Genomic DNA, 26,175 nt, shown 5'->3' on the forward strand with positions numbered 1-26,175 from the left:
ATGTCCTTGCCCCTAAACCGCGGCCAGCTCCACTTCCTGTTGCAGCTCCTGCTTTTAGGGCTGCTGGTGGGCTTGGCTTGCTGGCCCCTGAATCTGGTGGACCACGCCCAGGAGCTGCTGCTGCAGCGCTTGCCCAACTTTGCCGGCGGGGCCTGGACGCTGCAGGGCCTGGCGATCGCCCTGGCGCCGGTGCTGGTGATGCCAGCGCTGCTTTGGCTTCAGGCCGGCCCCTGGGGCCGGGGTTCGGGCTCGGGCATACCCCAAACAATCGAGAGCCTCGAGAATCCCGAGCAGGCCGCTGCTTTGATGGCACCCTTCGCCACCGTGGCGCGGCTCTGCATCTGGTCGGCGGCCAGCCTGGCCCTGATGCCCCTCGGCCGCGAGGGCCCCGTGGTGCAGTTGGGAGCGGCAGTGGCCCACGGCCTGCGGCAACGCTTCCCCCGCTTGCTGGCCAAACTCAGCACCCAGAGTCTGATGGCAATCGGCGCCGGCGCCGGCCTAGCGGGGGGCTTTAACAGCCCGCTGATGGGAGCTGTGTTTGTGGTGGAAGAACTCACCGGACGCTTCCAAACAGCCGTGCTGTGGCCGGCAGTAGTGGTCTGCTCTGCAGCAGCCCTGGTGAGCAATCTCGCTGGCACACCACTTTTCACCCTGGGCATGGTTCAGACCACCCAGCCGGAATGGCAGCAACTGCTATGGGCCCTGCCCGTCGGGGTGGGTGGCGGCCTGCTGGGCGGCCTGTTCAGCCGCATCCTCTGGCAGAGCTCGGCCCTGCTGCGCCAGCGAGTACGACAACGGCCCCTGGCCTGGGGGCTGGGGCTGGGAGTGGCCCTTGGCCTGATCGCCGTGGCCAGCGGTGGCTGGAGCGGTGGCGATGGCGAAGCCCTGATGGCTCAGCTGCTTGAAGGTCGCGGCAGCTTGCCGGTGCCCGGCTCGCCCCTCAGCGTGATCGGCTGGCTGCTGGTGGTGGCAGCCCGATTGGTGGCACCGATTTTGGCCTTGGCAGCGGGAATACCCGGGGGCCTGATTGATCCAGCCTTCGCCATTGGGGCCCTGTTTGGCAGCGGCAGCCTGGAGCTGCTTGGGGACAGCAGCCAGCTTGGCTTGGCCCTAGGTATGGCGGCAGCCCTAGCCGGGGCTACCCAGTTGCCCCTGATGACGGTTCTGTTTGCCCTGCGCATGGCAGGGGATCAGCAGTGGCTCTTCGGCATCCTGCTGAGCGCCGTGGTGGGTGCCTATGTGGGCCGCCAGATCCAGCCTGAGCCGATTTATCACGCCCTCTGGAACCTCGGCCGAAGTGGCGATCAGAGTGCGCCGCGGCGGTAGAAGAGCACGAAGATCACGGCAGGACCAGCCAGGGTGATCAGCGCCAGGGCTGCAAAATTGGCGATCAGGTGGAAGTCGATACCCATGGAGATTGCTGCCGTAGAGCAGTAGTCGCTGTGGGCACAGGTTAGGGGTCGATCCCAGCTGCCCATGCCTGCCGGCAGGCTCTGTGACGGCTTGTCACAGCGGCAGTAGAGCCTTGAGCTGTGGCTGAATGGAGTTAATCGCTGCAGGGGGATGGCCAGGGACGATCGGGCCCATTGGGGATGCATCAGCGGCTGCGGAGCCTGCTGCCGGCTGGATCCCAGTCTGCGTCAGGAAGCAATCGAGGCGCTTAGCCCAGAGCAGCAGGAGCAGTATCTGGCCATGGTTGGCCCCGATGGCTGGTGCATCAACTTCAACACCGGCGCGCGTAGTTGCCGCATCTATGCGGACCGACCTGACTTTTGCAACGTGGCCAACCTGGTGCAGCTGTTTGGCACGGTTGATGATCCAGGCGCCGGCGACCGCCTGGCTATTGGCTGCTGCCTGCAGCAGATCCGCAGTGAATACGGAGGCCGTGGCAGGGTAATGAAACGCTTTAGGCGTGCCATACGGAAGCGTTTATGAGCAGCGAACCCGATCCAAGCGCCAACCGGGCAGGCAGTTGGGGTGCCGCCTTCCTGACCACCTTCACCACGGTCTTCCTGGCTGAGCTTGGGGACAAGACCCAGCTCGCCGCCCTCCTGCTCTCTGCCCAATCAGGCAGGCCAGTTGTCGTGTTTGTTGGCGCCTCCCTGGCCCTGATTAGCTCAAGCCTGGTAGGGGTGTTACTGGGCCGCTGGCTGGCCAAGGTGATGCCGCCACAGCAGTTGGAGCGCCTGGCGGGAATCCTGATGGTGGCCCTGGGCCTGTGGCTGGGCCGGCAAGCCGTACTGGGCCTGGTTCCCAGCCCCTCCGACCTTCCCCTCTCCTAACCGCAGCGCTACGCCATGCCCTTCGCCCTGCTCGCTTCCACCTTCGCCACAGTGTTTTTGGCTGAGCTGGGAGACAAAACCCAGCTGGCCATCGTGACCATCAGTGGCACCTCAACCCGCCCTGGAGCGGTGTTTGCCGGCAGTTCCGCTGCCCTGGTGCTGGCCAGCCTGCTGGGCGCAGCCGCCGGCGGCTCCCTATCCGCCGTGATCCCCACCAATGCCCTGCAGCTGGCAGCCTCGATTGGCTTTCTGGTGATCGGCGCACGCCTGATCCAGCGATCGAGCAGCCCGGAAGCCGAAGAATCGTCAGCTGATTAATATCAGCAAATGAAGGCCTTGGCGGCCGTGGGCATCGCTCCGAGTCCAGTCCGCCATCAACCGGCTTCAGTCCAGCCACCGCCCCTGCACCCCGGGTTCTCCGGGGCGGCCCCCTGCCAACCAGCCCTCCCATCGATGAAGTTCACGGTCGCCGACCTGCTCGACCAGCTGCCCGCCCAGGAAGCCCTGCCGCTGACAAAGCTGGAAAAAGCCCTGGGCATCAGCCAAAAAGCTGAAAAGCAGCAGCTTCAGATCGGCCTCGACGGGCTCAGCCGCCTTGGCCTGCTCGAGGTCAGTGAGGCCGGCGTCGCCCGCCGCGAAGACCCTGAACTGATCGCAGCACGGCTGCGTTGCTCCAGCAAAGGCTTTTGCTTTGCCCTGCGCGAAGACGGCGGCGAAGACATCTACATCCGCGATCACCAGCTCAACCACGCCTGGAATGGCGACCGAGTGCTGGTCAAGGTGACCCGCGAAGGCGGCCGTCGCCGCTCACCCGAGGGCGGGGTGCAGTGCGTTCTTGAGCGCCACACCACCTCGCTGCTGGCCCAGGTCGAGCAGCAGGATGAGCGTCTAATGGCCACCCCCCTAGACGACCGCCTGCTAACGGCGGTGGAGCTGCCGGCTGGCGACGCTGCCCATCTCGATGGCGAACAGGCATCGGTGGTGGAAGTGCTGGTGGACCGCTATCCGGTGGGGCAATTTGCCCCTCAGGGTCACGTGGCGCGCAGCCTGCCTGTCAACGGGGGGGAAGCAGCCGACCTCGACCTGCTGCTGACCAAGCACCGGCTCCACAGCCGCCCCCAGCCACCCCGGGCAACCCTCAAAACCCTGGCCTCCAAGGAGCGCATCGACCTCACCGCCCAAGCCACCCTGCTGCTGGAATCATGGAGCGGCAAGGAAGCCCCCGCTCTGCCAGCCCTGGGCATTGAGGAACGCGACGGCGGCTGGACCCTGTGGGTTCACACCCCGGCCATCGCTGAGCGCTTCAGCGCCGGCAGCACCCTGGACACCTGGCTTCGCAACCAGGCTGACGCTTACTGCACCGGAAACCAGTGGCTACCGCTGCTGAGTCCAGCCCTGGCCAAGGCCAGTTCCTTCAAGGTGGGCGAGGTGCAGGCAGCCCTGTCGGTTGGCCTGGAGCTGGGCGCTGACGGCAACCTTGAGCACTACCGCTTCAGCCGCAGCCAGATCAATCCCGTGGCGGCAGTCGGTTTGGAAGCACTAAACGCCCTGGCGGAGCGCAAACCCAAGAGCCGCACCGTGCCAGCGGCGCTCAAGGGGCTGAAGGAGCAGCTGGGCCTGCTGGAGCAGCTCATCGCTGTCACTGGCCTGCTGCGCCAAAGGCGGCAAGCGGCGGGATCCCTCGACCTCAACCTGCCCCTGCCCGCCATCGACAGCCTGGGAGATCTGGCTGTGCCCGGCCCCGACAGCGCCCTAGCTGGCTGGCTTGTGAGCCTGGAGCCCCACCATCCCCTGGCCCTGATGCGCGAAGCGTTGCTGCTAGCCGATCAGGCCCTAGGCCAGCACCTGGCAACCTTGGAACTGCCGGCGATATATGCCACCAATGCCCTGGCGGACCCCAGCGACCTCAACGACGTTGCCCGGGCAGCTCTGGCCCTCGACATCCCGCTGGAGCTGAGCGAAGAGGGCAATGCCAGTGCGGCTGAATTGGCCGCCGCCTTCGCTGGCACCGACCGCAGCCGGGCCCTGCAGCAGCAACTGCAGGCCATCCTCAAACCGATCCAGCTCAGCACCAGTCCCGGCCCCCATGCCCTGGCCGGCCTGCTGGAAGAGGGGGCGGCCCTAGCCCCCTGGTGCTGCCCAACCCTGCACTACGCCGACCTCTGGAACCAGCAACTGCTGGTGCTGCTGCTCACCGAGGGCAAGGACCGCCCCAGTGTGCGCCACAAAACCACCGTCGATCTGGCATCGGATGCCTGCCACGGCGCCATCGACTGGCCGCTGCTGGCCCCTAGCCAGCTCACTCCCTACCTGGAAGTGCAGGAGCATGGGCTGGTGCAGCGTCTCAATGGCCGGCGCCGCTTTTTATCTGAACTACAGGCCGACCTGCTGGCCATGCTCCAGGCCCGCCAGGCCGAGCCCTTAGTGGGGCAGGTGCTTCCTGGGGTAATCAGCGGTGTGCAGAGCTACGGCTTCTTCGTGGAGGTGCCCCCTTCCCAGGTGGAAGGCCTGGTGCACGTCAGCTCCCTCAAGGATGACTGGTACGAGTACCGCTCCCGCCAAAACCGGCTGGTGGGACGCAAAAACCGTCGCACATACATGCTGGGTGACCAGGTGCAGGTGGAGATCCAGAAGGTGGATGCCCTGCGCCACCAGATCGATCTGGCCGTGGTGCTGCCCGAGGGCTACGAGAGCGAGACGGCCGACTCCTATCCCCAAAACCAGGACCAAAACCAGGACCATGACGAGATCGACCCCTTCGCGCCCATCGCGGTGCTGAGCGAGGTCTGAGCCATGGTTCGGCCATCCGGAACCAGCTCCGGAACGGGGCCGGTGGTGCTGGCCGTTTCTGGCGCCTCGGCCCAGCCCCTCGCCCAGCGGGCCCTGCAATTGCTGCTGGAGGCGGAAGAAGCGGTGGAGCTGGTCACCTCGCGCGGAGCCATTGGCGTCTGGCAGGCCGAACTGGGACTGAGGGTGCCCTCAGAACCTGATGCCCAGGAAGCCTTTTGGCGGGAACGCACCGCTGTTAGCACCGGGCAGCTGCGCTGCCACCGCTGGAACGACCAGGCCGCTGGCATTGCCAGTGGCAGCTTCAAAACCCGCGGCATGGTGATCCTGCCGGCCTCCATGGGCACCGTGGGGCGCATCGCTTCTGGGGTAGCCCTGGATCTGGTGGAGCGGGCCGCCGACGTTCACCTCAAGGAGGGGCGCCCCCTTGTGATCTGCCCGAGGGAAACCCCCTGGAGCCTGGTGCACCTCCGCAACCTCACGGCCTTGGCCGAGGCTGGTGCCCGCATCGCCCCGCCGGTGCCTGCCTGGTATCACCAACCCCAATCGATCGAAGACATGGTGGATTTTCTGGTGATCCGCGTCTTTGACGTGCTCGGCTACGAGCTCGGCAACCTGCGCCGTTGGCAGGGGCCGCCGCACCAGCCAGGATCCCCTGGGGCACCAGCCGCCGGGACTACTTCCCCCTAGGCCGCCCTCCTCACCCCAGTCGATCCATTGGCCCTGCTGCAACGCCTGCTGCTGCTCCCCCTGCTGGCTCCCCTGCTGCTGGTGCTGCTGGTAGGCGCCCTAAACCCCCGACCCAATGCGGCCCTGCGCCTGCTGGTTTGGACCAGCCCGGCCCTGCCAATCGGAGCCTGGATAGCCCTGGCCGCCAGCGCGGGAGCCGGGCTGAGCGCCGCCGGAGCCGCCCTAGCCCTGCGCACTGGGCCGATCAACCTGCGCCGTCAAGTACGCGGCGGCGCCAGTGCCCCCGAGGAGAACTGGAGGCAGCCGCAGCAGCAAAACCAAAGCGAGCCAGCAAGGCCAGCCCCTCGAGCCGCAGCCGGGCCGCCGAGACCCCCTGGCGAACCAGCCCCAACCGTTGCCGTGCCATTCCGGGTGATTCGCAAAGGCAGCAATCCAGCTTCAGCAGGCGAACCGGTGGTGGCCCAGGCCGCTGCCGTGGGTGATGGCTGGGACAGCCCCAGCAGTGACGACTGGTGAGCTAACTGCCTGGCAACCTGCGTAAAGTCCAAGGACGATGCCGAAAGGGGCCTGCAACGGTGAGCGAATCCGCCCAGCCAGCTGCCAAAGATCAGCCCGCAAAGGCCAAACCGCCTGCAGTGGAAGACCAGCCGTTTGAGATCTTTGTGCCCCAGCTACTGATCCCGGCCCTGGCCAAAGAGATCCAGGGCTACGGAGGAGCTGCTGCCGAACTGGCCTTTGTGCAAGGAGCCATGCCCGTGGTGGGGTCGGAGTGCTGGATGGTTCAAGGGGAGCTGCCGGGTCGGCGTCGCTTCTGGCTGTGCTTCACCAAACCAGATATCAGTTCAGCCAAAACGGTGGCTTTGGCAGAGGCAGGCGGCCAGCCAAGCCTGCTGGAGTCGTTTCTGATCGACGAGAAGAAGATGAGCCTGGCGCTGCTGGTATCGCGGCTGGTGCAGCGGCTCAACGGTCAGAAATGGCTCGGCCCGAACTGACGGCCACGCCCTCTACGATGCAGGAACTGCCGTAAGCCGCAAGCCTCGATGGTGCCTCCAGCCGCAACTGCCACCGAAACTGCCACAGATACCGCCAGCCCCAGTCAAGCCTCTGTGGGCTCGCCCGGTGCACCAGCCGTCAAAGATCCGGCCAAAGACACGATCCTGACGCCCCGCTTCTACACCACAGATTTCGACGCCATGGCGGCGATGGATCTGCGGCCAAATGAGGTGGAGCTTGAGGCCATATGCGAGGAGTTCCGCAAGGACTACAACCGCCACCACTTCGTGCGCAACGGCGAGTTTGAGGGGGCAGCCGAGAAGCTAGATCCTGATACCCGCAGGGTTTTCGTTGAGTTTCTTGAGCAGAGCTGCACCTCTGAATTTTCTGGCTTCCTGCTCTACAAGGAGCTCAGCCGCCGCATCAAAACCAAAAATCCGCTGCTTGCCGAGTGCTTTGCTCACATGGCGCGCGACGAGGCCCGCCATGCTGGCTTCCTCAATAAAGCAATGGGAGATTTTGGGCTGCAACTCGACTTGGGCTTCTTGACCGCCAGCAAGTCGTATACCTTCTTCAAGCCTAAATTCATCTTCTACGCCACCTACTTGAGCGAGAAGATCGGCTACTGGCGCTACATCGCCATCTATCGCCACCTAGAGCAAAATCCAGAAAGCAAGATCTTCCCGATCTTTAATTTCTTCGAGAATTGGTGCCAAGACGAGAACCGCCATGGCGATTTCTTTGATGCCTTGATGAAGGCTCAGCCAGACACCGTTCGGGGCTTCACCGCCAGGCTTTGGTGCCGCTTCTTCCTGCTGGCAGTGTTTGCCACCATGTATGTCCGAGATGTTGCTCGCAAAGAGTTCTACGAAGCCCTGGGCCTCGATGCTCGCGAATACGACAAGGTCGTGATTGCTAAAACCAATGAGACCTCCGCCAGAGTGTTCCCAGTGGTGCTGAATGTTGACCATCCCAAGTTCTACATCCGCCTAGAACGTCTGGTTAGCAACAACGCCAAGCTCAGCGAGGCCGACGCAAGCGGTGCTCCTGGAGCAATAAAAGTTTTGCGCAAGCTGCCTTATTGGATCGCCAATGGCGCAGAAATGGCCAAGCTCTATTTCACCCCTGCTATCCGCAGCGAGCAATTCCAGCCCTCAGTTCGCTGAGCAAGTGCGCTGATTTTTTCTTGGGCCTGGCCTGCCTTTGCCTGGCCTGCAGTTACATCATTCCTTCGCTTAGTTCTTTTGGTTGCCTCCAAACCGGTTGTTCTCCAGTCGGCTGCAGCCCAGCCGGCAGTGGTAGTTGCAGATGCATTTGATCAAAGCTGGATGCTGCGGCTGGAGGCCTTACTGGCGAGCGGCAGGGCAGCAGGTGCCGATTTAGTTGAGATTTTCCTGGAGCGCACCGACCACCTCGGCGTCTTGGCCGAGCAGGACACCATCACCAGCGTCAGCCCCGCCTTCGGCATGGGCGCTGGTATCCGGGTGTTCCTGGGAGACCGCGATGGCTTTGTTAGCACCAACGACCTGAGTGATCGCGGCCTGATGCAGGCCCTTGAGCAAGCCCTCGGCATGCTCGGGCTGAGCCACAGCAGCAGCAACTCCAGCCCTTTCGAAGGTCTGCAGGTGATGCGAGATTTCGCCGCCGCCAAGCTGGACTGGCTTGATAGCTGCCCCTCCCTAGCTGAAGCCACCTTGAAGCTGCTGGAGGGCACCTGCCGTCTCGATCACCACGGCCGCCACCTCCAGGCCAGGCGAGGCAGCTACTCCCGCGACTGGCAGTCGGTGCTGGTTGCTGCCAGTGATGGCACCTTTGCCCGCGATATCCGCCTGCACCAGTCCCTCGGTTTAAACGTGCTTGCCGCCGACGGCGACCACCGCGCCGGCCTCGGCCGCCGCTACGGCACCTCCGATCGCCCCGATGACCTGCGCCAATGGGACGCGGACGCCGCCGCCCAGGAGGTGTGCTCGAGTGTGGGCACCATGCTCTACGCCGATTACGTCGAAGCCGGTCAGATGCCTGCGGTGCTGGCCAACCGCTTCGGCGGCGTGATTTTTCATGAGGCCTGCGGCCACCTGCTGGAAACCACCCAGGTGGAGCGGGGCACCACCCCCTTTGCTGAGATGGTTGGTCAATCCATTGCCCACGAGGCCGTCACGGCCATCGACGAAGGCCTCAGCGATGGCGCCTTCGGCTCCCTTTCCATGGATGACGAAGGCATGGAGCCCCAGCGCACCGTGCTGATCGAAAACGGCGTTCTCAAGCGCTTCCTCAGCGATCGAGCCGGCGAGCTGCGCACCGGCCACAGCCGCACGGGCAGCGGCCGGCGCCAGGGCCATACCTTTGCTGCGGCCAGCCGCATGCGCAACACCTTCATCGCCGCCGGCCCCCACACACCGGAGCAGCTGATCGGCTCCGTCGACAAGGGGCTCTATTGCAAATCGATGGGCGGCGGCAGCGTCGGCCCCACCGGCCAGTTCAACTTCGCCGTGGAGGAGGGCTACTTGATTGAAAACGGCCAGCTCACCAAACCGGTAAAGGGAGCCACCCTGATTGGCGAAGCCAAGGAGGTGATGCCGCGCATTTCGATGTGCGCCAACGACCTGGAACTAGCAGCGGGCTTCTGTGGCTCCGTGAGCGGCAGCATCTTCGTGACCGTCGGCCAGCCCCACATCAAGGTGGATTCGATCACCGTGGGAGGACGCTGACCATGACCCAGCCCACCATCCAGACCCTGAACGCCGAGGCCCTCAGCGGCCGGCTGCAGCAACTCGCCCAAGGCGCCGGCATCCAGCAATGGGATCTCGGCGCCTCCTGCAGCACCGACACCTCCGTGCAGGTAGACCGCGGCGAAGCCAAACAGATGAAAGGGGCCCAACGCAGCGCCATCACCTTGCGGGTTTGGAACGGCGACGGCCTAGTTGGCATTACCAGCACCTCAGACCTCAGCGATTCCGGGCTGGCCCGGGCCCTGAGCGGCGCCCGCGACGCCAGCGCCTTTGGCAATGCGGAGGAAACACCAGCGTTCTCGCCCCTGGCCACCGCACCCCTGGCCCCACTAGATCAACCGCTGCATCAACCCCAGCCGATCCTCAGCCTGCTGGACACCCTCAAACAGGCCGAACGGCAACTGCTTGATCGCCACATAGCCATCGGCACAGTTCCCTACAACGGCCTGGCCCAGCGCAGCAGCGAGCGCCTCTATCTCAATAGCGAAGGGGCCTGCCGCCACCAGACCCTGACCACCGCCAGCCTCTACCTCTACGCCAGGGCAGAGGAAGCCGGTCGCAAACCACGCAGTTCCGGTGCCGTGCGCCTGGCCTACGGCACCACCGAACTCGACATCGCCGGCTGCATTGAGGAGGCCGCCGAGCGAACGATCGCCCACCTTGACTACGCACCGATCGAAACCGGCTACTACACCTGTGTTTTCAGCCCGGAAGCCTTCCTCGACTTGATCGGCGCCTTCAGCAGCCTGTTCAATGCCCGGGCCGTGCTCGATGGGGTGAGCCTCAGCCACCGCGACGCCCTCGGCGACAGCGTGGCCGTGCCCTTTTTGAGCATCCGCGATAACGGCCTGCACCCCGGCAATGTGGGCGCCTCTGCCTTTGATGGCGAGGGCACCCCCACCGCGCCGCTAGACCTAGTGGCTGGCGGTGTGCTGAAAAACTTCCTGCACTCGGAGGCCACGGCCCGAGCATTTGGGGTGGCGCCCACCGGCCATGCCGGCATGGGAGCAAAGGTGTCTGTGGGGGCCGATTGGTTCGAGATTGGCGTTACCCCTGGCAGCGACGGCGGCCAGCAGGGGCTAGACCGCTTAAACCATTCTGGCCCAGTTGTGGTGATCGACTCCCTATCAGCTCTGCATGCTGGAGTTAAAGCCAGCCAGGGTTCCTTCTCCTTGCCTTTTGACGGCTGGTTAGTTGAGGGTGGTGTCAGCCGCTCGATCGAAGCCGCCACCGTCGCCGGCGACATCCGCACCGTGATGAAAGCGATCGTCGGCTTTGAAGGCCTGGCCAAGATCACCCCAGATGGCCTCTGCCCTTACGTCTGGGTGGAAGGGCTCTCGATCACCGGCGAGGCCTGATCATCTGTCCTTGAAGATCCTGTTTTGGGGCACCCCCGCCTACGCCGTGCCCAGCCTTGATGCGCTGGTGGTGGCAGGGCACGAGCTGGTGGGGGTGGTTACCCAGCCCGATCGGCGGCGGGGCCGGGGCAAGGATTTACTGCCAAGTCCTGTCAAGGCCCGGGCACTGGAGCTAGGCCTGCCGATATTCACGCCGGAACGGATCCGCCGCGAGCCAGAGCTCCAGGCCAGGCTTGGCGCCCTCGGCGCCGATGTGTCCATTGTGGTGGCATTTGGCCAGATCCTGCCGCCTGAGGTGCTTGCCCAGCCCCCCCTGGGCTGCTGGAACGCCCACGGCTCCCTACTGCCCCGCTGGCGTGGCGCCGGACCGATCCAGTGGTGCCTGCTGCAGGGCGACAGCAGCACTGGCGTAGGAGTTATGGCCATGGAGGAAGGCCTCGATACCGGGCCGGTGCTGCTGGAGCGCTCTATTTCCATTGGCCTGCTGGAGAACGCCCAGCAGTTGGGGCAGCGGCTGGCCCAGCTCAGCGCCGAGCTGCTGGTAGAGGCCCTGCCGAGCATAGAAACCGCTGGAACGGGACCAGAAGCCGAACGGCTAGCCCGGCTAGGGGTTCGTGTCCAGGGAGAAGTGGGCCTCAGCTACGCCCGGATGCTCACCAAAGACGACTTGGTAGTCGACTGGAACCAGTCGGCTCTGGAAATTCATCGTCGGATCATGGGCCTGTATCCCGGCGCGGTCACCCAGTGGCAGGGCAAGCGGCTGAAACTTCTAGCCACCGAACCTCTGGTCGCCAGGCTCGCTTCTCAACTGAGTCCAGAAGCCCGCTACTTACTAGCTGAGCCAGCAGTATTTTCGAAAGGATTGTTGTCGGAAGGAGCGTTGTCGAAAGGATTGTTGTCGGCAACAGCCGCACCCGGAACCGTGCTGGCGGTTGCTGCCGATGCGGGACTCGTGGTTGGCACTGCTGGCTGCCCATTGCTGGTAAGAGAAGCCCAACTGGAGGGCAAGTCACCTGCCCAAGGCCAGAGCTTGCTGCAACAACTCGGCTGCAGCGCAGGTGATCAACTTGGGGGCGCCTAGAGCCAACTTAAGTTCTGTGTTGTTAGGGCTCCCTCACTTTTCGGCGCCAGTAACCGCAGCTAGAGAGGAAGGAGACCTTGCTCGGGAACCATGGGAAACGAACTGTCCTACGTCGGTGAAACCGGCACTGGTTGTCTGATCTACAGGGAAACGACAGGCCGCTACGTGGTCAGCCACGAGCAACAGCCCCACAGGCGCCGCCGGGTTGCAACCCTGGCCAGCGCCTATGCCACCTGTCACGGTTTTGAAATGGGGCGACAGACCAGCGGGCTCCTAGCTGCCCAGGCAGCTAGTTGATCCTCAAGGCTCGCCCGCAGACAGTGGAGCGGCAACTGCCTTGCGGTGGATGGCGTGCAGCCCCTCAAGTTGGTTATACACAGACAACAGCTGGTCGAAGATGTGCTGGCTGTTGTCGATGCGCCCCAGGGCCAGCAGCATCGACTCGATCTGAACCTTGCAGTCGATCAGGACGCGGCATTCAGGGGATCCGGGCTCGTAGGGCATTGGGGGAGATATCAACGTCCCCATCCGAGCGGAGACAACCCTTAGCCGGTGTGTCGATTGCTGCCGTTAGGGCTTTGATCAACGCCCAGAGCTATAGCGCCCCCGGCGGCCCCCATCGCTGCCGCTGCGGGAGGGTCCTGCTGGGGGGCCACCCCGGCGAGCACCACCGCCCCTGCCCTTACCCCGACCACCGCTGAGATCCAGGGGTGGAGCTGAAAGCACCTTGGGCTCAAAACCCGGCACCTCCTGCCGCGGCAGACGGGTGCCGATCATGCGTTCAATGGCCCGCAGTAGCTCACTTTCCTCAGCTGCCACCAGGGAGATTGCGTGGCCGTTGTGGCCGGCCCGGCCGGTGCGGCCGATCCGGTGTACGTAGTCCTCCGCCTGGTTCGGCAGGTCCAGGTTGACCACATGGGGCAGCTGGTGAATGTCAATGCCCCGGGCAGCCAGGTCTGTTGCCACCAGCACCCGCAAAGAACCAGCCTTGAAGTCGGCCAGGGCTCGGGTGCGAGCTCCCTGGCTCTTGTTGCCATGGATAGCCGAAGCCGACATCCCCTCGCGGGTGAGTCGCTCGGCCATGCGGTTGGCGCCGTGCTTGGTGCGTGAAAACACCAGCACCTGCTGCCAGTTGTTGCTGCTGATCAAGTGGCTGAGCAGATCACCCTTGCGATCCATGTCGCAGGGATGGAGCAGGTGCTCCACCGTGGGAGCGGTGCGGTTTTCGGGAGTGGCCTGGAGCTGCACGGGGTTGTGCAGCAGGCCGGTGGCAAGGCGGCGAATATCCCCAGAGAAGGTGGCTGAGAACAGCAGGTTTTGACGCTTGGGGGGCAGCAGGGCCAGGATTTTCTGGATATCGCGGATGAAGCCCATATCCAGCATCCGGTCGGCCTCATCGAGCACCAGGATCTCGACCCGGTCGAGCCGCAGGGCTTTCTGCTGATAAAGGTCCATCAGCCGGCCCGGGGTGGCTACCAGCACGTCAGTGCCGCGCTGCAACCTGGAAATCTGGGGATTCACCTTGACCCCGCCGAACACCACGTCGCTGCGCAGATCGAGGTAGCGGCCGTAGGCCCGCACGCTTTCGCCAACTTGGGCAGCCAGCTCGCGGGTGGGGGTGAGCACCAGGGAGCGCACAATGCCGGCGCGGGCGGGGGGGCCGTGGCGCAGGCGCTCCAGCATCGGCAGGGTGAAACCGGCGGTCTTGCCCGTGCCGGTCTGGGCCGCCGCCATCACGTCGTGACCCGCCAGCACCGCCGGGATGCACTGGCCCTGGATCGGTGAGGGCTTGGTGTAACCCTTTTCGGTTACCGCCTTCAAGATCGGCTCACCCAGCCCAAACGATGCAAAGTCGAGCAGCTCGGGAGCATCGCTGCTGAGCGCAGCAGCGTCCACCGCCGCCGTACTGGAATCGGCAACCTCTGTGCCGGATCGTGGAGAGGGCTGACGGATTGCAGGTGTTGCGTGATCCCCCACCCTAGGGACCAGCTAAGTGGCTGCAGCGCTCACATGGGCCATCGGGAAGCACGGCACAGCGCAGCAGCGGGCTGCGGGCGTTGAAACGGCAATCGGGGTTCCCGATCACCCACTGGTTTTGCCACCAGTGGGCATCGGTGGGCTGGCGCTGGGGCTTCACCTGCAGAGCGACACTGGCAAGTTCGTAGCACCCATTGCGCAATTGATAGCGGTGGCGCCGCTGCAGCACCAGAAAACTGCGGCCGCCAGCCTCAAGCCAACGGCCCGGATGGGGCACCTCAGCCAGCTCTGGCACCTCAAGCCAATCGAGCAGGCGATCGCTGCCGATCTGGCGCAGCTCCACCCTCATGGCTCCAGCGGTTTCGGCGCCAGAGGCAGGCGCACCGAAAAGCCCCAAGTAAACAAGGCAGCCACCAGCAGCAGCAGCAGCCACTCCGGCGGCACCACCTGGGGCAGGCCCAGGCGCAGCAGCAGCTTCATACCCACCAGACCCACCGCCAGGTAGCCGGCCGTTTCCAGATGCTTGTAGACCTCAAGCCAACGAATAAACAGCTCTGCGGTGAGTCGCAGGGCGATAACGCCGATCACCCCACCGGCCATCACCAGCCACAGCCGATCACTCACCGCCACCGCTGCGGCAACGCTGTCAAGCGAAAAAGCCAGATCGGTAAGGGCCAGGGTGGCCACAATTGAGCCAAGCCCGGCGTGGTGCAGCGAGCCGGGCTTGGCTCCTGCAGTGGCTGCACCATCAGCAGCACCAGCCGCGCCGGCCCCCTCTTCGGGCTCAAACCACACCAGCAGCAGGTGGCGCCCGCAAAGCCACAGCAGATAGGCCGCCGCCGCCAGTTGCAGCGGCCAGAAATTGAGCACCCAGCGGGCAGCCACGATCAAACCAAGCCGAAAAACCAGGGCCAAGGCCAGGCCGAGGTTGAGGGCCTGGCGCTGACGGGCCGGATCCTCCAGGCCCCGGGCGATCGCCGCCAGGGCAATCGCGTTGTCGGCGGAGAGCACCGCCTCTAAGGCCACCAACAGGGGCAGCAACAACAGCACCTCACGCCACTGGTCTGCCTGGTTCAGCAGGGGGGTGAGGGATTGGATCGACTCCGCTTCCACGGGCTGCAGCGGGTCAAGATGGGATCCACTCTAGAAAGCTGGGTTGGAGTATCCGTTAGGCGAACTGCAGTTCAACGTCCAGCTGCTCCATGCCGAACCAGGCAGCCGAGTGGTACTGGTGCAAATAAGCCGTGCTGGCCAGGTAATCGACGCGGCCCTGGGCGAAGCAGCGACCGCCGAGGCTGCAGAAGACCGCGCCCGCCAACGCCTGGGTGAACACCTTCCAGTGGCCGCGCCCCCCACTTCGACCGCCCCCACTCCCGTCAGGGTTAGTAGTCCGCCCGCCCAGGTTCAGCCCAAACCCCAAGCCGAGCGCCCAGCGGCGCCAAGCCCCCCGCCGGCCCAGGCGATCGAAGAACCGCCGGCCGACCCGGAGGATTGGAGCAGCGAGTTGGCCAGACTGGATTTACAGCTGCAGCGGCTCGGCTGGAATCGCGAGCAGGAGGCCGTATATCTCGAGCGGGTATTCGGCCACCCCAACCGCAACCGACTCACCAGCTATGGGGACCTGCTGGCCTACCTACAAGCCCTAGAAGGCTTTGCCGATGGCAGCGAACCCGCCAGCGCACCACCCCCCTTACGGCGCAAGGAGCTGCTCAACCAGTGTGAGGAGCTGCTTAGCCAGTTGCAGTGGGATCCGGGCCAGGGTCGTGCCTTCCTCGAGCAGCACTTTGCGTTAGCCAGCCGCCAACTACTTAGCGACAGCCAACTACTGCAATTTAATATGTTGCTGGAAAGTGAGTGGCTCGCCCGCAATGATGCGCCAGGGACGTCACCTTGAAAGAGACGACGCTCGATTTAGCAATGGAGGCGCACCAACTGGGCCCCCAGGTTCAAGCGGGTTTGATTGGCATAGGCCTCCCTCTCCAGTTGCCGCTCCTGCTCCGATGCCTGGCTGTAGACAGATTCATTCAGCACACCATTTAGGTGATCGGGCAAGGCCGAGGGCAGACCCAGGGGCCGGGGGCGGGAACGCAATCCCCGATTACTGCAGCTCTGGGCAACGTGAATCGCCTCATGGTTGAGCACCCGGGCAAACTCCACACTGCCCTTAGCCACCACCCGGGGCTGAATGCGCAGGGTGCGTGCTGCCGGGTCCCATTCCCCCGCCGCCCCAGGCTTGCGGGGCTGACCCAGCTCCAGACGCACTCCTGCTTTGGCCAGCACCACGAGCAGCTCACCGATCGCCAGGCGCTCGGCCCCAAAGCTGGGCGGGTTGGCGATCAAGGCCCGCAGCTCCGCCACAGACAGCCTGGGTTCGTTGGCCCGGCGGCGGTAGTGGTAACGCACCGCCCCACTGGGAAGGGTTTCAGCCCGCGGCAGCCACTGACGATCAGCTGTAGCCAGTCGCTGCAGCAAAGCCGCCTCCTGTTCAGGCAGCAGACCCGCCGCCTGGGCCGTTGGGCGCGCAGGCTCGCTTGCCAAGCAAGCCCCCAGCAAAGCCAGCAAGCCGCCCAGCGCCAACACGGCTGGCGCCTTGCGCAAGCTGTTGGTGTTGGACAGGCTGTTGGTCTTGGACAGACAGTTGGTCTTGGACAGACAGTTGGTCTTGGACAGACAGTTGGTCTTGGACAGACAGTTGGTCTTGGACAGACAGTGAAGTCGAAGCAGAAGTTGGCGGCAACCAACACCACTCTGGTGCCAGTTGCGAAGATCGGAGCCTTCTGAGATTCCCTGACCCCATGCCCCTCACCGCCCTGGTGCGCCAGCTGCAGCAGGTGCCCCTCACCGGCGAGGTTTTGCTGCGTCTGCAGCGGGCCGACCGACTGCGGCTCAGTGGGGCGGGGCGCAGTGCGCGGGCCCTGGTGAGCAGCGCCCTGGCCGGGGCTGCCGAGGCGCCCTTGCTTGTTCTGGTTCCGACCCTGGAGGAAGCGGGCCGCTGGGCAGCGCTGCTGGAGCTGATGGGGTGGAACAGCTGCCAGCTCTACCCCACCAGCGAGGGCAGCCCCTACGAGCCCTTTGACCCCACCAGCGAAATCACCTGGGGCCAGTTGCAGGTGCTCAGCGAACTGCTGGATGCCCCCCGCCGCCTGGCAATCGTGGCAACGGAAAGGGCCCTGCAGCCGCACCTGCCGCCTCCCGAAACCCTGCGGGATCAATGCCTGAGCCTGCGCAAGGGCGACACGATCGACCTTGAACAGCTCGCCACCACCCTCAGCCGGCTGGGCTACGAACGGGTGCCCACCATCGAGCAGGAGGGCAGCTGGAGCCGTCGCGGCGACATCGTTGATGTGTTTCCGGTGAGTGCCGAGCTGCCCGTGCGGCTGGAGCTGTTTGGCGAAGAACTGGAGAAACTGCGGGAATTCGATCCCGCCTCCCAGCGCTCCCTAGACGCCATCGAGGTGGTGCGGCTCACACCCACCGGCTACGGCCCCCTGATCGCCGATGCCCTGCGCGAGTCGATGCCGGATGGGCTCGAGCAAATGCTCAGCCCTGAGGCCCTCGAGCAGCTACTCGAAGGGGGCACCCCGGAGGGCATGAGGCGGCTGATGGGCCTGGCCTGGCAGCAGCCGGCCTCCCTACTGGATTATTTGCCGGCCCACACCCTCATCGCCATCGATGAGCGGCGCCACTGCCTCTCCCATGGCCAGCAGTGGTTTGACCATGCCTGCGACCACTACGCCGACGTGGTGCAGGAGCTGGAACTAGATGCCAGCGCGGCGCCAACCATCCTGCCGCCGCTCCTGCATCGCCCCGCGGCAGACGCCCTGGAGCAGGCGGAGGTGTTTGCGGGTTTCGATCTGGCCGAGCTGCACGAAACCGACCAGCACCCCAACAGCTTTGACCTGGCCTCCCGCTCGGTGCCGGCCTACCCCAACGCCTTCGGCAAGCTGGCCGGCCTGGTGAAGGGCTTTGTGGCCGAGAAAGCCACGGTCTGGCTGCTGTCGGCCCAGCCCTCGCGGGCGGTAGCCCTGCTGGAGGAACACGACTGCGTCACCCGCTTCGTGCCCAATCCGGCCGACTTTCCGGCCATCGACCGACTGGTGGAGCAGGCCACGCCGGTGGCCCTGAAAACCAAGGGCACCGCCGAGCTCGAAGGGCTGCAGCTACCGGCCTGGCGGCTGGTGCTGATCACCGACCGGGAGTTCTTTGGCCAGCACGCCCTGGCCGCCAGCGGCTACGTGCGCCGGCGCCGCAAGGCTGCTAGCCGCACCGTGGATCCGGGCAAGATGCAGCCGGGCGATTTCGTGGTGCATCGCAACCACGGCGTCGGCAAGTTTCTGAAGCTGGAAAAGCTGGCGATCGGCGGCGAATCCCGCGACTACCTGGTGGTGCAATACGCCGACGGCCTATTGCGGGTTGCCGCCGACCAGCTGGGCAGCCTCGGCCGGTACCGCGCCAGCACCGATGCGCCTCCAGAGCTCAACCGCATGGGCGGCACGGCCTGGGCCAAGGCCAAGGAGCGCGCCAAAAAGGCCGTGCGCAAGGTGGCGGTGGATCTGGTCAAGCTCTACGCCGAGCGCCACCAGGCACCGGGCTTCGCCTTCCCCGCCGACGGCCCCTGGCAGCACGAACTCGAAGACTCCTTCCCCTACGAGCCCACCCCCGACCAGGTGAAGGCCATCGCCGATGTCAAGCGGGATATGGAGCAGCCCCAGCCGATGGACCGGCTGGTGTGCGGCGACGTGGGCTTCGGCAAAACCGAGGTGGCGATCCGGGCCATCTTCAAGGCCGTCACGGCGGGCAAACAGGTGGCGATGCTGGCCCCCACCACGGTGCTGGCGCAGCAGCACTGGCGCTCCCTTTCGGAGCGCTTTGCGCCCTACCCGATGAAGGTGAGCCTGCTAAATCGCTTCCGCACCACCGCCGAACGCAAAACAATCCTGGAAGGATTGGGCGAAGGCACGGTCGATGTGGTGGTGGGCACCCACCAGCTGCTGTCCAAAAACACTGGCTTCAAGCAGCTGGGTCTGCTGGTGGTGGATGAGGAGCAGCGCTTTGGCGTCAACCAGAAAGAAAAGATCAAGGCGCTGAGAAAAGACGTAGACGTGCTGACCCTTTCCGCCACGCCGATCCCCCGCACCCTCTACATGAGCCTTTCCGGTGTGCGGGAGATGAGCCTGATCACCACACCACCACCGCTGCGCCGGCCAATCAAGACCCACCTGGCCGCCCTCGACGAGGAGGCGGTGCGCAGCGCCATCCGCCAGGAGCTCGACCGCGGCGGCCAGATCTTTTACGTGGTGCCGAGGGTGGAGGGTATCGAAGACGTGGCCTCCGGCCTGCGGCTAATGATCCCGGGCCTGCGGCTGCTGGTCGCCCACGGCCAGATGGCCGAAGGCGAGCTGGAGAGCGCCATGGTGGCCTTCAACGCCGGCGAAGCAGACCTGATGCTCTGCACCACGATCGTGGAGAGCGGGCTTGACATCCCCCGGGTGAACACGATCCTGATCGAGGACGCCCACAAGTTCGGCCTGGCCCAGCTTTATCAGCTGCGGGGCCGGGTGGGCCGCAGCGGTATCCAGGCCCATGCCTGGCTGTTTTATCCCGGCAATGCCTCCCTGAGCGAAGCGGCACGGCAACGGCTGCGGGCGATTCAGGAATTCGCCCAGCTGGGATCCGGCTACCAGCTGGCTATGCGCGATATGGAGATCCGTGGCGTCGGCAACCTGCTGGGGGTGGAGCAGAGCGGCCAGATGGAAACCATCGGCTTCGACCTTTATATGGAGATGCTGCAGGAGTCGCTGGCTGAAATCCAAGGCCAGGACATCCCAGTGGTGGAAGACACCCAGATCGACCTGCCTGTGACCGCCTTCATCCCAGGCGATTGGATCACGGAAAACGACGAGAAGATCGCCGCCTACCGGGCCGCCGCCGAGTGTGGTGGCAAGGAGGAGTTGCTGGAGTTGGCCACCGGCTGGGTGGATCGCTATGGCGCCATTCCGGCGCCGGTGATCTCGCTGTTGCAGTTGATGGAGCTGAAGCTGGTGGCCAAGCGCTGCGGCTTCTCCCGCATCAAGCCGGAAAAACCCAACATCGCCCTAGAAACCCCCATGGAGGAGCCCGCCTTCCGCCTACTGCGCCAAGGCCTGCCCCAGCACCTCCATGGCCGCCTGGTGTTTCAGCCCGGATCGGGCGCCACTGCCAAGGTGCTGGCCCGGGGCCTGGGGGTGCTGCCTGCTGAGAAGCAGCTCGAGGAGCTGATGGGCTGGCTCAACCAAATGGCGGAGCAGATCCCAGGCAGCGATGGCCTCACCGAAGCCCAGCGGCGCGAGCAGCTCAAGGCCCGCAATGAAGAGGTGCTGGCGGTGTAGGCGCCGCAAGCGAGCCGCTCTTAGGCCCAAGGCCCCTTAATCCGACCGGGGCCCGCAAAAATCCGTTACATTCATGAGAAGTTGTGTAACGGCGATCCATGGGCGAAGTGATCGGAGCAGGTTCGGGCTTAGGGGGCGGGTTCAGCCTCGTTTCTGGAGTGGTGAGCCTCCTGGCGATCGGCATGTACGCCCTGCTTCAACCAGGCCCCGGCAACAACAACGATGACGACGATTCCGGCCCAGGCGGTGGACTGATGCAGCCGGTAGCCTGATTTCGCCTAGTTAGGCGCTTGAAATCAAGCGGATTTCAAGGCTTTTCAGGTTCTTCAGCAGCCCGGAGTTCGGCCTGATAGCCAGCTGGCACCACAACCAGAAAAAGCAGCCACCAAGCCAGCACCCCTATGACTACGGGCGCGGTGATCCACCAACGCTGAAGTAGCAACCAGCTTCCTGCCACCACAACTGCACCGGTGAGCAAGATGCTCCAGGGCTGGCACCACCATGGCTTGATCTCCCAAATAGATGCAGGGTGGATCATTTGAGGTGGGGGCGAATCAAGCGGCAAAGCCACCAAATTTCTATATGAATACGCCATCCTCGCCGCTTACTGCCCAGATGCGGCGTGAAACCTTGCTCTCCCACAACTCTGGCGATTGGCAGGGCTGCTTCATTCGCTGTGATGGCCGTGGCCTGGAGCAGGAGCGCTTCAAAAGCCAGCTCTCAGTGCAAGACCAGGGCGGCAAAGTAGTGGCTGCGTTAACCAACGTCTGCAGTGGCCAGGTGCGCTCAATGAATTTTGCTGAGCCTCCGGCGGAAATGCAAATCAGCCCACAGGGGCACTGGAGCCTGGGCCCCGATCGCATCGGTGCCTGGCCCTGGGTGAGCGAGCTCTGCTTGGTGTGGGGAGAGCGCCGCCGCCGCGCCGTGATTCGCCATGGCAGCGAACGGCTCGAATCGCTGGTGGTTGTAAGCGAGGCGAAGCCAGGGATGGAGGAACCATTACCTCCCGCGCCGCTCCAGGCCCTAGCTAGCCCGGCCCCCGCTAGCGCTGGCTTGATCTGGAGCCTGCCGGCAGCTTTAGGCGTAACCCTCCAAACGGCGGATCGCCGGCAGTCTGGGGTGCCAGAAGAGGTAGCCCTGTGCTGGCAGCCCGAACCGGGGATTCACCTGGAAATTCGCAGGCGCTACAGCGCCTATGGCGCGCTGGAGTCCTGGGGGGCCACGGCCGCCGGCACATTGGCGCTGCGTGGGTTGTAGGCCTTCTCCACGCTGTTTGCATTGCGAAGCCGTTTGACCAGCGTGGATTCCGCCACCCGGTATTGGCTGTCCTTCTTGGTGCCGAGATCCTCGAGCTTGAGGCGCTGGGCCTCGAGCTCAGTCATTTTTGCCGTCACATCAGGGTCGATGCCGTGCTTGTGGATGTCGCGGCCACTGGGGGTGAGGTATTTGGCGATGGTCACGGTCATCCCGGAGCCATCAGATAGCCCCCGCACCGACTGCACCAAGCCCTTACCGAAGGTTTTCTGGCCCACCAGCACCGCCCGGTTGTTGTCCTGCAGGGCGCCGGAGAGAATTTCACTGGCGCTAGCTGAACCCTCATTGACCAGCACCACCATGGGCTTGGTGGTGAGGGCACGGCCGTTTGCGCGCTTGACATCCTGGATGCCGTCACGGGTTTTGGTGGAAACGATCGTGCCTTCGTTTAGCCACTGGCGGGCAATCTCCACGCTTGCCATCAGCAGGCCGCCTGGGTTGCTGCGCAGATCGAGCACATAACCTTGGGCCCCTTTTTCTTCGAGGTCCCTCACCGCCTGGCGCATGTCCTTGGTGGCGGTGGCATTGAATTGCTTGAGGCGGATATAACCCACCTTGACGCCATCAGCACTGGTGTTGATCTGGTGGTCGACGGCATGGAGCTCGATGCGCTCCCGAGTAAGGGGCAACTCCAGGGTCTGAGCCTTGCGCTTGAGGGTGAGGGTCACCGTGGTGCCGGCCTGACCACGAATCAGCTTGACGGCATCTTCGGTGCTCATGCCCTTGGTCGACTTGCCGTCGATCGCCACAATCACATCCTTGGGCTGAACGCCAGCCCGCGAAGCGGGCGATCCTTCAATCGGTGAAACCACCACCAGATTTTTTGTTTCCTTATCCAGGCTCAGCTGGATTCCCACCCCGGAGAGTTCTCCGGAGGTGTCGATCTGCATCTCCTTGAATTCCCTTGGATCGAGAAAACGGGTGTAGGGGTCATCGAGACTGCCAAGCATGCCCCGGATCGCTTCATAGGCCTCCTTAGGGCTGCCGTAACTCTTGGCGAGTACGTCACGCCGCAGGCTGCGCCATTGCTCTGGCTTGTACTTGCCGTTGATATCCAGATAGTCGCGGAAGACGATCTGCCAGGTCTGGTCGATTACTTCCTTGGGGCTGTCGCTGATGCGGGAAGAGCCCCCGGGAGGGGTCACCACTTCCCTGGCCACCACCGCCGTGGCCGCACAAGCGCCTATGCCAACCAGCACAAGCATGCTGGCGCGGGGGCTGGCCATCGGGAAGAGCCGTTGCGGCGAGGGAAACGTCCTTTCAAACTAGCGCCGCAATCCAGCCCTAACCGGGGCGGGTTACCGGAAGTGAGCAGGCGCTCAGGGATCAACCCAGCGACCGTCCTCCTTGATCAGGGCGATCAGGGCTGACACTCCCTCGGCCTCCGGCACCCGCCGGATCTCGTCGCGGCCCCGATACAGGGAGATGGTGCCGGGGGTTTTACCCACATAGCCGTAGTCGGCGTCGGCCATTTCGCCCGGCCCATTAACGATGCAACCCATCACGGCGATATCGAGGCCAGTGAGATGGGCGGTGGCGTTGCGCACCTGATGCAGCACCTCCTCCAGGTTGAACAGGGTGCGGCCGCAACTGGGGCAGGCCACGTATTCCACCATCGTCTTGCGCAGCCCCAAGGCTTGCAAGATCGAATAGCAAACAGGAATTTCCTTCTCGGGGGCCTCCGTGAGTGACACCCGGATCGTGTCGCCTAGGCCCTCAGCCAGCAAGGGCGCAATGCCGGCGGTACTTTTAATTCGCCCGTAGTCGCCATCGCCTGCCTCGGTGACTCCCAAATGCAGGGGGTAGGGGAAGCCCTCCGCATCCATGCGGTCGGCCATCATTCGGTAGGCGGCCATCATCACCGGCGCCCGCGAGGCCTTCATTGACACCACGATGTTGTGGAAGTCGAGCCGGTCGCAGATGCGGATGAATTCCATGGCGCTCTCCACCATGCCCAGGGGCGTGTCGCCGTAGCTGAACAACATCCGCTCAGCCAGGGAGCCATGGTTGACACCGATGCGCAGGGCCTTGTCCTGCTGCTTGAGCAATTGAACCAATGGTTCAAATGTTTCGGCGATGCGCTCGCCGATGGCAGATACCTCCTCTGGGCTGAATTCGGTGCGATTTGGGTCGGGCTTGTCAAACACGAACAGACCCGGGTTGATCCGCACCTTGTCGACGTGCTGGGCAACCTCCAGGGCAATCTTCATGCCGTTGTGGTGCACGTCGGCCACCAATGGCACCGGCTGGTAAGTGTCTTCAAGCCGCTGGCGAATTTCTTTTACCGCCTTGGCGTGGGCCAGGGAAGGCACCGTAAGTCGCACGATTTCGCAACCGACTTCGTGCAGCCTCCGGATGCCGGCGGTGGCACCCTCAATATCGAGGGTGTCCTCGTTGATCATCGACTGCACCGCCACCGGGTGATCGCTGCCGATCCAAATATCTCCCACCCGCACGCTGCGGGTCTGGCGGCGGTGAATCACGGTGTCGTAGCGAGCCGGGGTGTCGTAGGGAGCCACGCTGTCGTAGGAAGCCGCGCTGTCGTAGGGAGCCGAGTTGCCGGTCATGGCTGGGTGAAGCGGGGGGCCGGGAAGGCCAAAGCCTGTCACAAAAGCCGCTCAAGCGAAGAGGGTGTCAAACGGATTGAGCAGTTCAGCAAGGCGGGCGGGATTGGCCAGAAAAGGATCGGCGTACCTCCTGGAAGTCGGCTGCCGTGAGCGCGCGGGGCGAGCCCTCGGCCTGCGAGTTAAAGCGCAGTAGATAGGAGGGATGCAGGACCGGCATCAGGCGCCGGCCCCGCAAAATTTCAATCTCGCTGGCTTGCCACTGGCCCCGCAGGCTGGTGATGCCGCCCTTAATTCCAAGCACCCCCTCCAGCGCCGTGGCCCCCACCAGCAGGATCACGGCCGGATTCACTAAAGCGATCTGATGATCAAGCCAAGGGCGGCAGGCCGCCAGCTCCATGGGCTTGGGCTTGCGGTTGCCGGGGGGGCGGCACTTGACCACATTGGCCACGTAGGCATCTCGGTTGCTGTCGATGCCAGCGGCAGCCAGCAGCTGATCGAGCAGCTGGCCGGAGCGACCCACAAAAGGCAAGCCAGCGCTGTCTTCCTGAGCGCCGGGTCCCTCGCCGATCAACATCAGCCGGGCGGCGGGATTGCCCCGACTCACCACCACCTGCTGCCTGTCCGCGGCCAGATCACAGCGGCGACAGGCTGCGCAATCGAGCAGCAACTGCCCCAGGGGATCGGGCGCTGCAGGGGTAGATGTCGTCACGGCAAAACCATCAACGTGTAACTAGCTGGCCATTTCGTGCCCCTTTGAACCGTACGCGGCAAATCCGTAAGGCAGGATGCCAGTCAGTGCTGAAGCCGCGCGTCCTGATGCCGGACACAGGGATGACCGCCGCGCCCACCACCACTCCGGCCCTCTCTGCCCGGGCCCGGGCCCTCCAGCCCTCCCTCACCCTGGCCATTGCCGCCCGAGCCAAGGCCCTCAAGGCCGATGGTCAAGACATCTGCAGCCTCAGCGCCGGCGAGCCTGATTTCGACACCCCGGCCTTCATCCGCCAGGCCACCACGGCTGCTCTGGAGGCAGGCCACACCCGCTACGGCCCAGCTGCCGGAGAGCCTGCCCTGCGCGATGCGATAGCCGCCAAGCTCAGCACTGAAAACGGCATACCGACCAGCGCCCAACAGGTGCTGGTCACCAACGGCGGCAAGCAGGCGCTCTACAACCTGTTCCAGGTGCTGCTCGAGCCCGGCGACGAGCTGCTGCTACCTGCGCCTTACTGGCTCAGCTATCCAGAAATAGCCAAGCTGGCCGGCGCCACGGTGACCATGCTGCCCAGCTCAGCGGCCCAGGGCTTCCGCCTCGATCCGGCCCAACTGGAGGCAGCCATCACTCCAGCCAGCAAGTTGCTTGTGCTCAACAGCCCCGGCAATCCCACCGGCATGGTGCTGAGCCGGCCTGAGCTGGAGGCGATCGCCACCGTGCTGCGCCGCCATCCCCAGGTGGCCGTGGTGTGCGATGAGATCTATGAATTCCTGCTAGCCCCAGGCCACACCCACCACAGCTTTGCCGCCGTGGCACCAGACCTGGCCGATCGCGTCTTCACGGTGAATGGCTTCGCCAAGGGCTGGGCCATGACCGGTTGGCGCATTGGCTGGCTGGCCGGCCCCCAGCCGGTGGTGGCCGCCGCCAGCGCCCTGCAGAGCCAGAGCACAAGCAACGTCTGCAGCTTTGCCCAGTTCGGTGCCCTGGCTGCAATCGAAGCGCCCCGCGACTGCGTGCACGCCATGGCGGCCCAGTTCAACGAGCGCCGCAGCCTGCTCAGTGCGGGGCTGATGGCAATCGAAGGATTGAAACTGCTGCCGCCTGAGGGGGCGTTCTATGCCTTCCCCGATGTAAGCGGCTTCGGCCTCGATTCCATGACCCTGTGCAACCGCCTGCTCGATGAGGTGGGCCTAGCGGTGGTGCCTGGAGTTGCCTTCGGCGACGATCGCTGCATTCGTCTCTCCTGTGCCGCGTCACCTGCCACGATCGAGGATGGCCTCGAGCGGCTGCAGCGCTTCCTGGCCGCCCTCTGATTCCCAC

General features: G+C 64.4%; 27 protein-coding genes. 17 read left to right on the plus strand and 10 right to left on the minus strand.

Annotated elements, in window-relative coordinates; translation table 11 throughout:
* Positions 1–1,326 carry a chloride channel protein gene (locus KBZ22_RS02055; RefSeq protein ID WP_255020828.1) on the plus strand — a complete coding sequence of 442 codons (1,326 nt, stop codon included), beginning with the start codon at positions 1–3 and terminating at the stop codon, positions 1,324–1,326.
* Here KBZ22_RS02055 and psb30 read toward each other — a convergent pair.
* Positions 1,305–1,478: a photosystem II reaction center protein Ycf12/Psb30 gene (gene psb30, locus KBZ22_RS02060; protein ID WP_241518078.1), complete on the minus strand. Its 174-nt coding sequence runs from the start codon at positions 1,476–1,478 to the stop codon at positions 1,305–1,307. The genes KBZ22_RS02055 and psb30 overlap by 22 nt on opposite strands.
* 85 nt (positions 1,479–1,563) lie before the next feature.
* Between psb30 and KBZ22_RS02065 the strand changes: the two genes are divergently transcribed.
* The 12 genes from KBZ22_RS02065 to KBZ22_RS02120 all read left to right on the plus strand — a co-directional run bounded on the left by KBZ22_RS02065 (position 1,564) and on the right by KBZ22_RS02120 (position 12,217).
* Entirely contained in the window at positions 1,564–1,935 is a 372-nt protein-coding gene (locus KBZ22_RS02065) for a YkgJ family cysteine cluster protein (protein WP_106501569.1), read from the plus strand.
* Positions 1,932–2,282: a TMEM165/GDT1 family protein gene (locus KBZ22_RS02070; RefSeq protein WP_106501568.1), complete on the plus strand. Its 351-nt coding sequence runs from the start codon at positions 1,932–1,934 to the stop codon at positions 2,280–2,282. Before KBZ22_RS02065 ends, KBZ22_RS02070 begins: the two co-directional genes overlap by 4 nt.
* Positions 2,283–2,297: 15 nt before the next feature.
* Positions 2,298–2,600: a TMEM165/GDT1 family protein gene (locus KBZ22_RS02075; protein WP_255020829.1), complete on the plus strand. Its 303-nt coding sequence runs from the start codon at positions 2,298–2,300 to the stop codon at positions 2,598–2,600.
* Positions 2,601–2,735: 135 nt separating this feature from the next.
* Positions 2,736–5,072 (plus strand): RNB domain-containing ribonuclease, encoded by a 2,337-nt coding sequence (locus KBZ22_RS02080; protein ID WP_255020830.1) that lies wholly within the window; start codon positions 2,736–2,738, stop codon positions 5,070–5,072.
* Between the two features lie 3 nt (positions 5,073–5,075).
* Positions 5,076–5,759, plus strand: a complete 684-nt coding sequence (locus KBZ22_RS02085; protein ID WP_255020831.1) for a flavin prenyltransferase UbiX — start codon at positions 5,076–5,078, stop codon at positions 5,757–5,759.
* Between the two features lie 27 nt (positions 5,760–5,786).
* Positions 5,787–6,275: a hypothetical protein gene (locus KBZ22_RS02090; RefSeq protein WP_255020832.1), complete on the plus strand. Its 489-nt coding sequence runs from the start codon at positions 5,787–5,789 to the stop codon at positions 6,273–6,275.
* 59 nt (positions 6,276–6,334) lie between these two features.
* The gene (locus KBZ22_RS02095; protein WP_254942098.1) at positions 6,335–6,751 is read left to right on the plus strand and encodes a DUF2996 domain-containing protein; all 417 of its coding nucleotides are present in this window, start codon (positions 6,335–6,337) and stop codon (positions 6,749–6,751) included.
* Between the two features lie 48 nt (positions 6,752–6,799).
* Complete coding sequence (gene acsF / locus KBZ22_RS02100) at positions 6,800–7,918, plus strand: magnesium-protoporphyrin IX monomethyl ester (oxidative) cyclase (protein ID WP_255020833.1); 1,119 nt, start codon at positions 6,800–6,802, stop codon at positions 7,916–7,918.
* Positions 7,919–8,080: 162 nt separating this feature from the next.
* Positions 8,081–9,460 (plus strand): TldD/PmbA family protein, encoded by a 1,380-nt coding sequence (locus KBZ22_RS02105; RefSeq protein ID WP_255020953.1) that lies wholly within the window; start codon positions 8,081–8,083, stop codon positions 9,458–9,460.
* Positions 9,461–9,462: 2 nt separating this feature from the next.
* Positions 9,463–10,839, plus strand: coding sequence for a TldD/PmbA family protein (locus KBZ22_RS02110; RefSeq protein ID WP_255020834.1), 1,377 nt, complete (start codon positions 9,463–9,465; stop codon positions 10,837–10,839).
* 10 nt (positions 10,840–10,849) lie between these two features.
* On the plus strand, positions 10,850–11,920 hold the full coding sequence (gene fmt, locus KBZ22_RS02115) for a methionyl-tRNA formyltransferase (RefSeq protein WP_255020835.1): 1,071 nt from the start codon (positions 10,850–10,852) through the stop codon (positions 11,918–11,920).
* Between the two features lie 90 nt (positions 11,921–12,010).
* Entirely contained in the window at positions 12,011–12,217 is a 207-nt protein-coding gene (locus tag KBZ22_RS02120) for a hypothetical protein (protein ID WP_255020836.1), read from the plus strand.
* 3 nt (positions 12,218–12,220) lie between these two features.
* On the opposite strand, the gene KBZ22_RS02125 is transcribed toward KBZ22_RS02120, so the two are convergent.
* The 4 genes from KBZ22_RS02125 to KBZ22_RS02140 all read right to left on the minus strand — a co-directional run bounded on the left by KBZ22_RS02125 (position 12,221) and on the right by KBZ22_RS02140 (position 15,010).
* Positions 12,221–12,424: a hypothetical protein gene (locus KBZ22_RS02125; protein ID WP_255020837.1), complete on the minus strand. Its 204-nt coding sequence runs from the start codon at positions 12,422–12,424 to the stop codon at positions 12,221–12,223.
* A gap of 78 nt (positions 12,425–12,502) precedes the next feature.
* On the minus strand, positions 12,503–13,780 hold the full coding sequence (locus KBZ22_RS02130) for a DEAD/DEAH box helicase (protein ID WP_396093466.1): 1,278 nt from the start codon (positions 13,778–13,780) through the stop codon (positions 12,503–12,505).
* Positions 13,781–13,898: 118 nt separating this feature from the next.
* Positions 13,899–14,246 carry a DUF6464 family protein gene (locus KBZ22_RS02135; RefSeq protein ID WP_255020838.1) on the minus strand — a complete coding sequence of 116 codons (348 nt, stop codon included), beginning with the start codon at positions 14,244–14,246 and terminating at the stop codon, positions 13,899–13,901.
* Complete coding sequence (locus KBZ22_RS02140) at positions 14,243–15,010, minus strand: TerC family protein (protein ID WP_255020839.1); 768 nt, start codon at positions 15,008–15,010, stop codon at positions 14,243–14,245. The genes KBZ22_RS02135 and KBZ22_RS02140 overlap by 4 nt, the downstream gene beginning before the upstream one ends.
* A 43-nt stretch (positions 15,011–15,053) precedes the next feature.
* Here KBZ22_RS02140 and KBZ22_RS02145 point away from each other — a divergent pair, with 43 nt between their 5' ends.
* Positions 15,054–15,791 carry a hypothetical protein gene (locus KBZ22_RS02145; RefSeq protein ID WP_255020840.1) on the plus strand — a complete coding sequence of 246 codons (738 nt, stop codon included), beginning with the start codon at positions 15,054–15,056 and terminating at the stop codon, positions 15,789–15,791.
* A gap of 17 nt (positions 15,792–15,808) precedes the next feature.
* On the opposite strand, the gene KBZ22_RS02150 is transcribed toward KBZ22_RS02145, so the two are convergent.
* On the minus strand, positions 15,809–16,477 hold the full coding sequence (locus KBZ22_RS02150) for a hypothetical protein (RefSeq protein WP_254943182.1): 669 nt from the start codon (positions 16,475–16,477) through the stop codon (positions 15,809–15,811).
* A gap of 215 nt (positions 16,478–16,692) precedes the next feature.
* Here KBZ22_RS02150 and mfd point away from each other — a divergent pair, with 215 nt between their 5' ends.
* Positions 16,693–20,265 carry a transcription-repair coupling factor gene (gene mfd, locus KBZ22_RS02155; RefSeq protein WP_255020841.1) on the plus strand — a complete coding sequence of 1,191 codons (3,573 nt, stop codon included), beginning with the start codon at positions 16,693–16,695 and terminating at the stop codon, positions 20,263–20,265.
* A 307-nt stretch (positions 20,266–20,572) separates the two neighbouring features.
* On the opposite strand, the gene KBZ22_RS02160 is transcribed toward mfd, so the two are convergent.
* Positions 20,573–20,803 carry a DUF6737 family protein gene (locus tag KBZ22_RS02160; RefSeq protein WP_255020842.1) on the minus strand — a complete coding sequence of 77 codons (231 nt, stop codon included), beginning with the start codon at positions 20,801–20,803 and terminating at the stop codon, positions 20,573–20,575.
* A 77-nt stretch (positions 20,804–20,880) separates the two neighbouring features.
* Between KBZ22_RS02160 and KBZ22_RS02165 the strand changes: the two genes are divergently transcribed.
* Complete coding sequence (locus tag KBZ22_RS02165; protein WP_255020843.1) at positions 20,881–21,522, plus strand: DUF3598 family protein; 642 nt, start codon at positions 20,881–20,883, stop codon at positions 21,520–21,522.
* On the opposite strand, the gene KBZ22_RS02170 is transcribed toward KBZ22_RS02165, so the two are convergent.
* The 3 genes from KBZ22_RS02170 to KBZ22_RS02180 form a co-directional block, all read right to left on the minus strand.
* Positions 21,459–22,805, minus strand: coding sequence for a S41 family peptidase (locus tag KBZ22_RS02170; protein ID WP_255020844.1), 1,347 nt, complete (start codon positions 22,803–22,805; stop codon positions 21,459–21,461). The two genes, KBZ22_RS02165 and KBZ22_RS02170, sit on opposite strands and share 64 nt — an antisense overlap.
* 93 nt (positions 22,806–22,898) lie before the next feature.
* The gene (gene ispG, locus KBZ22_RS02175) at positions 22,899–24,146 is read right to left on the minus strand and encodes a (E)-4-hydroxy-3-methylbut-2-enyl-diphosphate synthase (protein WP_255020845.1); all 1,248 of its coding nucleotides are present in this window, start codon (positions 24,144–24,146) and stop codon (positions 22,899–22,901) included.
* Between the two features lie 85 nt (positions 24,147–24,231).
* Positions 24,232–24,855, minus strand: coding sequence for a uracil-DNA glycosylase family protein (locus KBZ22_RS02180; protein WP_255020846.1), 624 nt, complete (start codon positions 24,853–24,855; stop codon positions 24,232–24,234).
* A 122-nt stretch (positions 24,856–24,977) separates the two neighbouring features.
* Here KBZ22_RS02180 and KBZ22_RS02185 point away from each other — a divergent pair, with 122 nt between their 5' ends.
* Positions 24,978–26,168 (plus strand): pyridoxal phosphate-dependent aminotransferase, encoded by a 1,191-nt coding sequence (locus KBZ22_RS02185; RefSeq protein WP_255020847.1) that lies wholly within the window; start codon positions 24,978–24,980, stop codon positions 26,166–26,168.
* The last annotated feature ends 7 nt before the right edge of the window (positions 26,169–26,175 follow it).

The organism is Cyanobium sp. L1E-Cus, from assembly GCF_024345755.1.
GTDB lineage: Bacteria > Cyanobacteriota > Cyanobacteriia > PCC-6307 > Cyanobiaceae > Cyanobium_A > Cyanobium_A usitatum.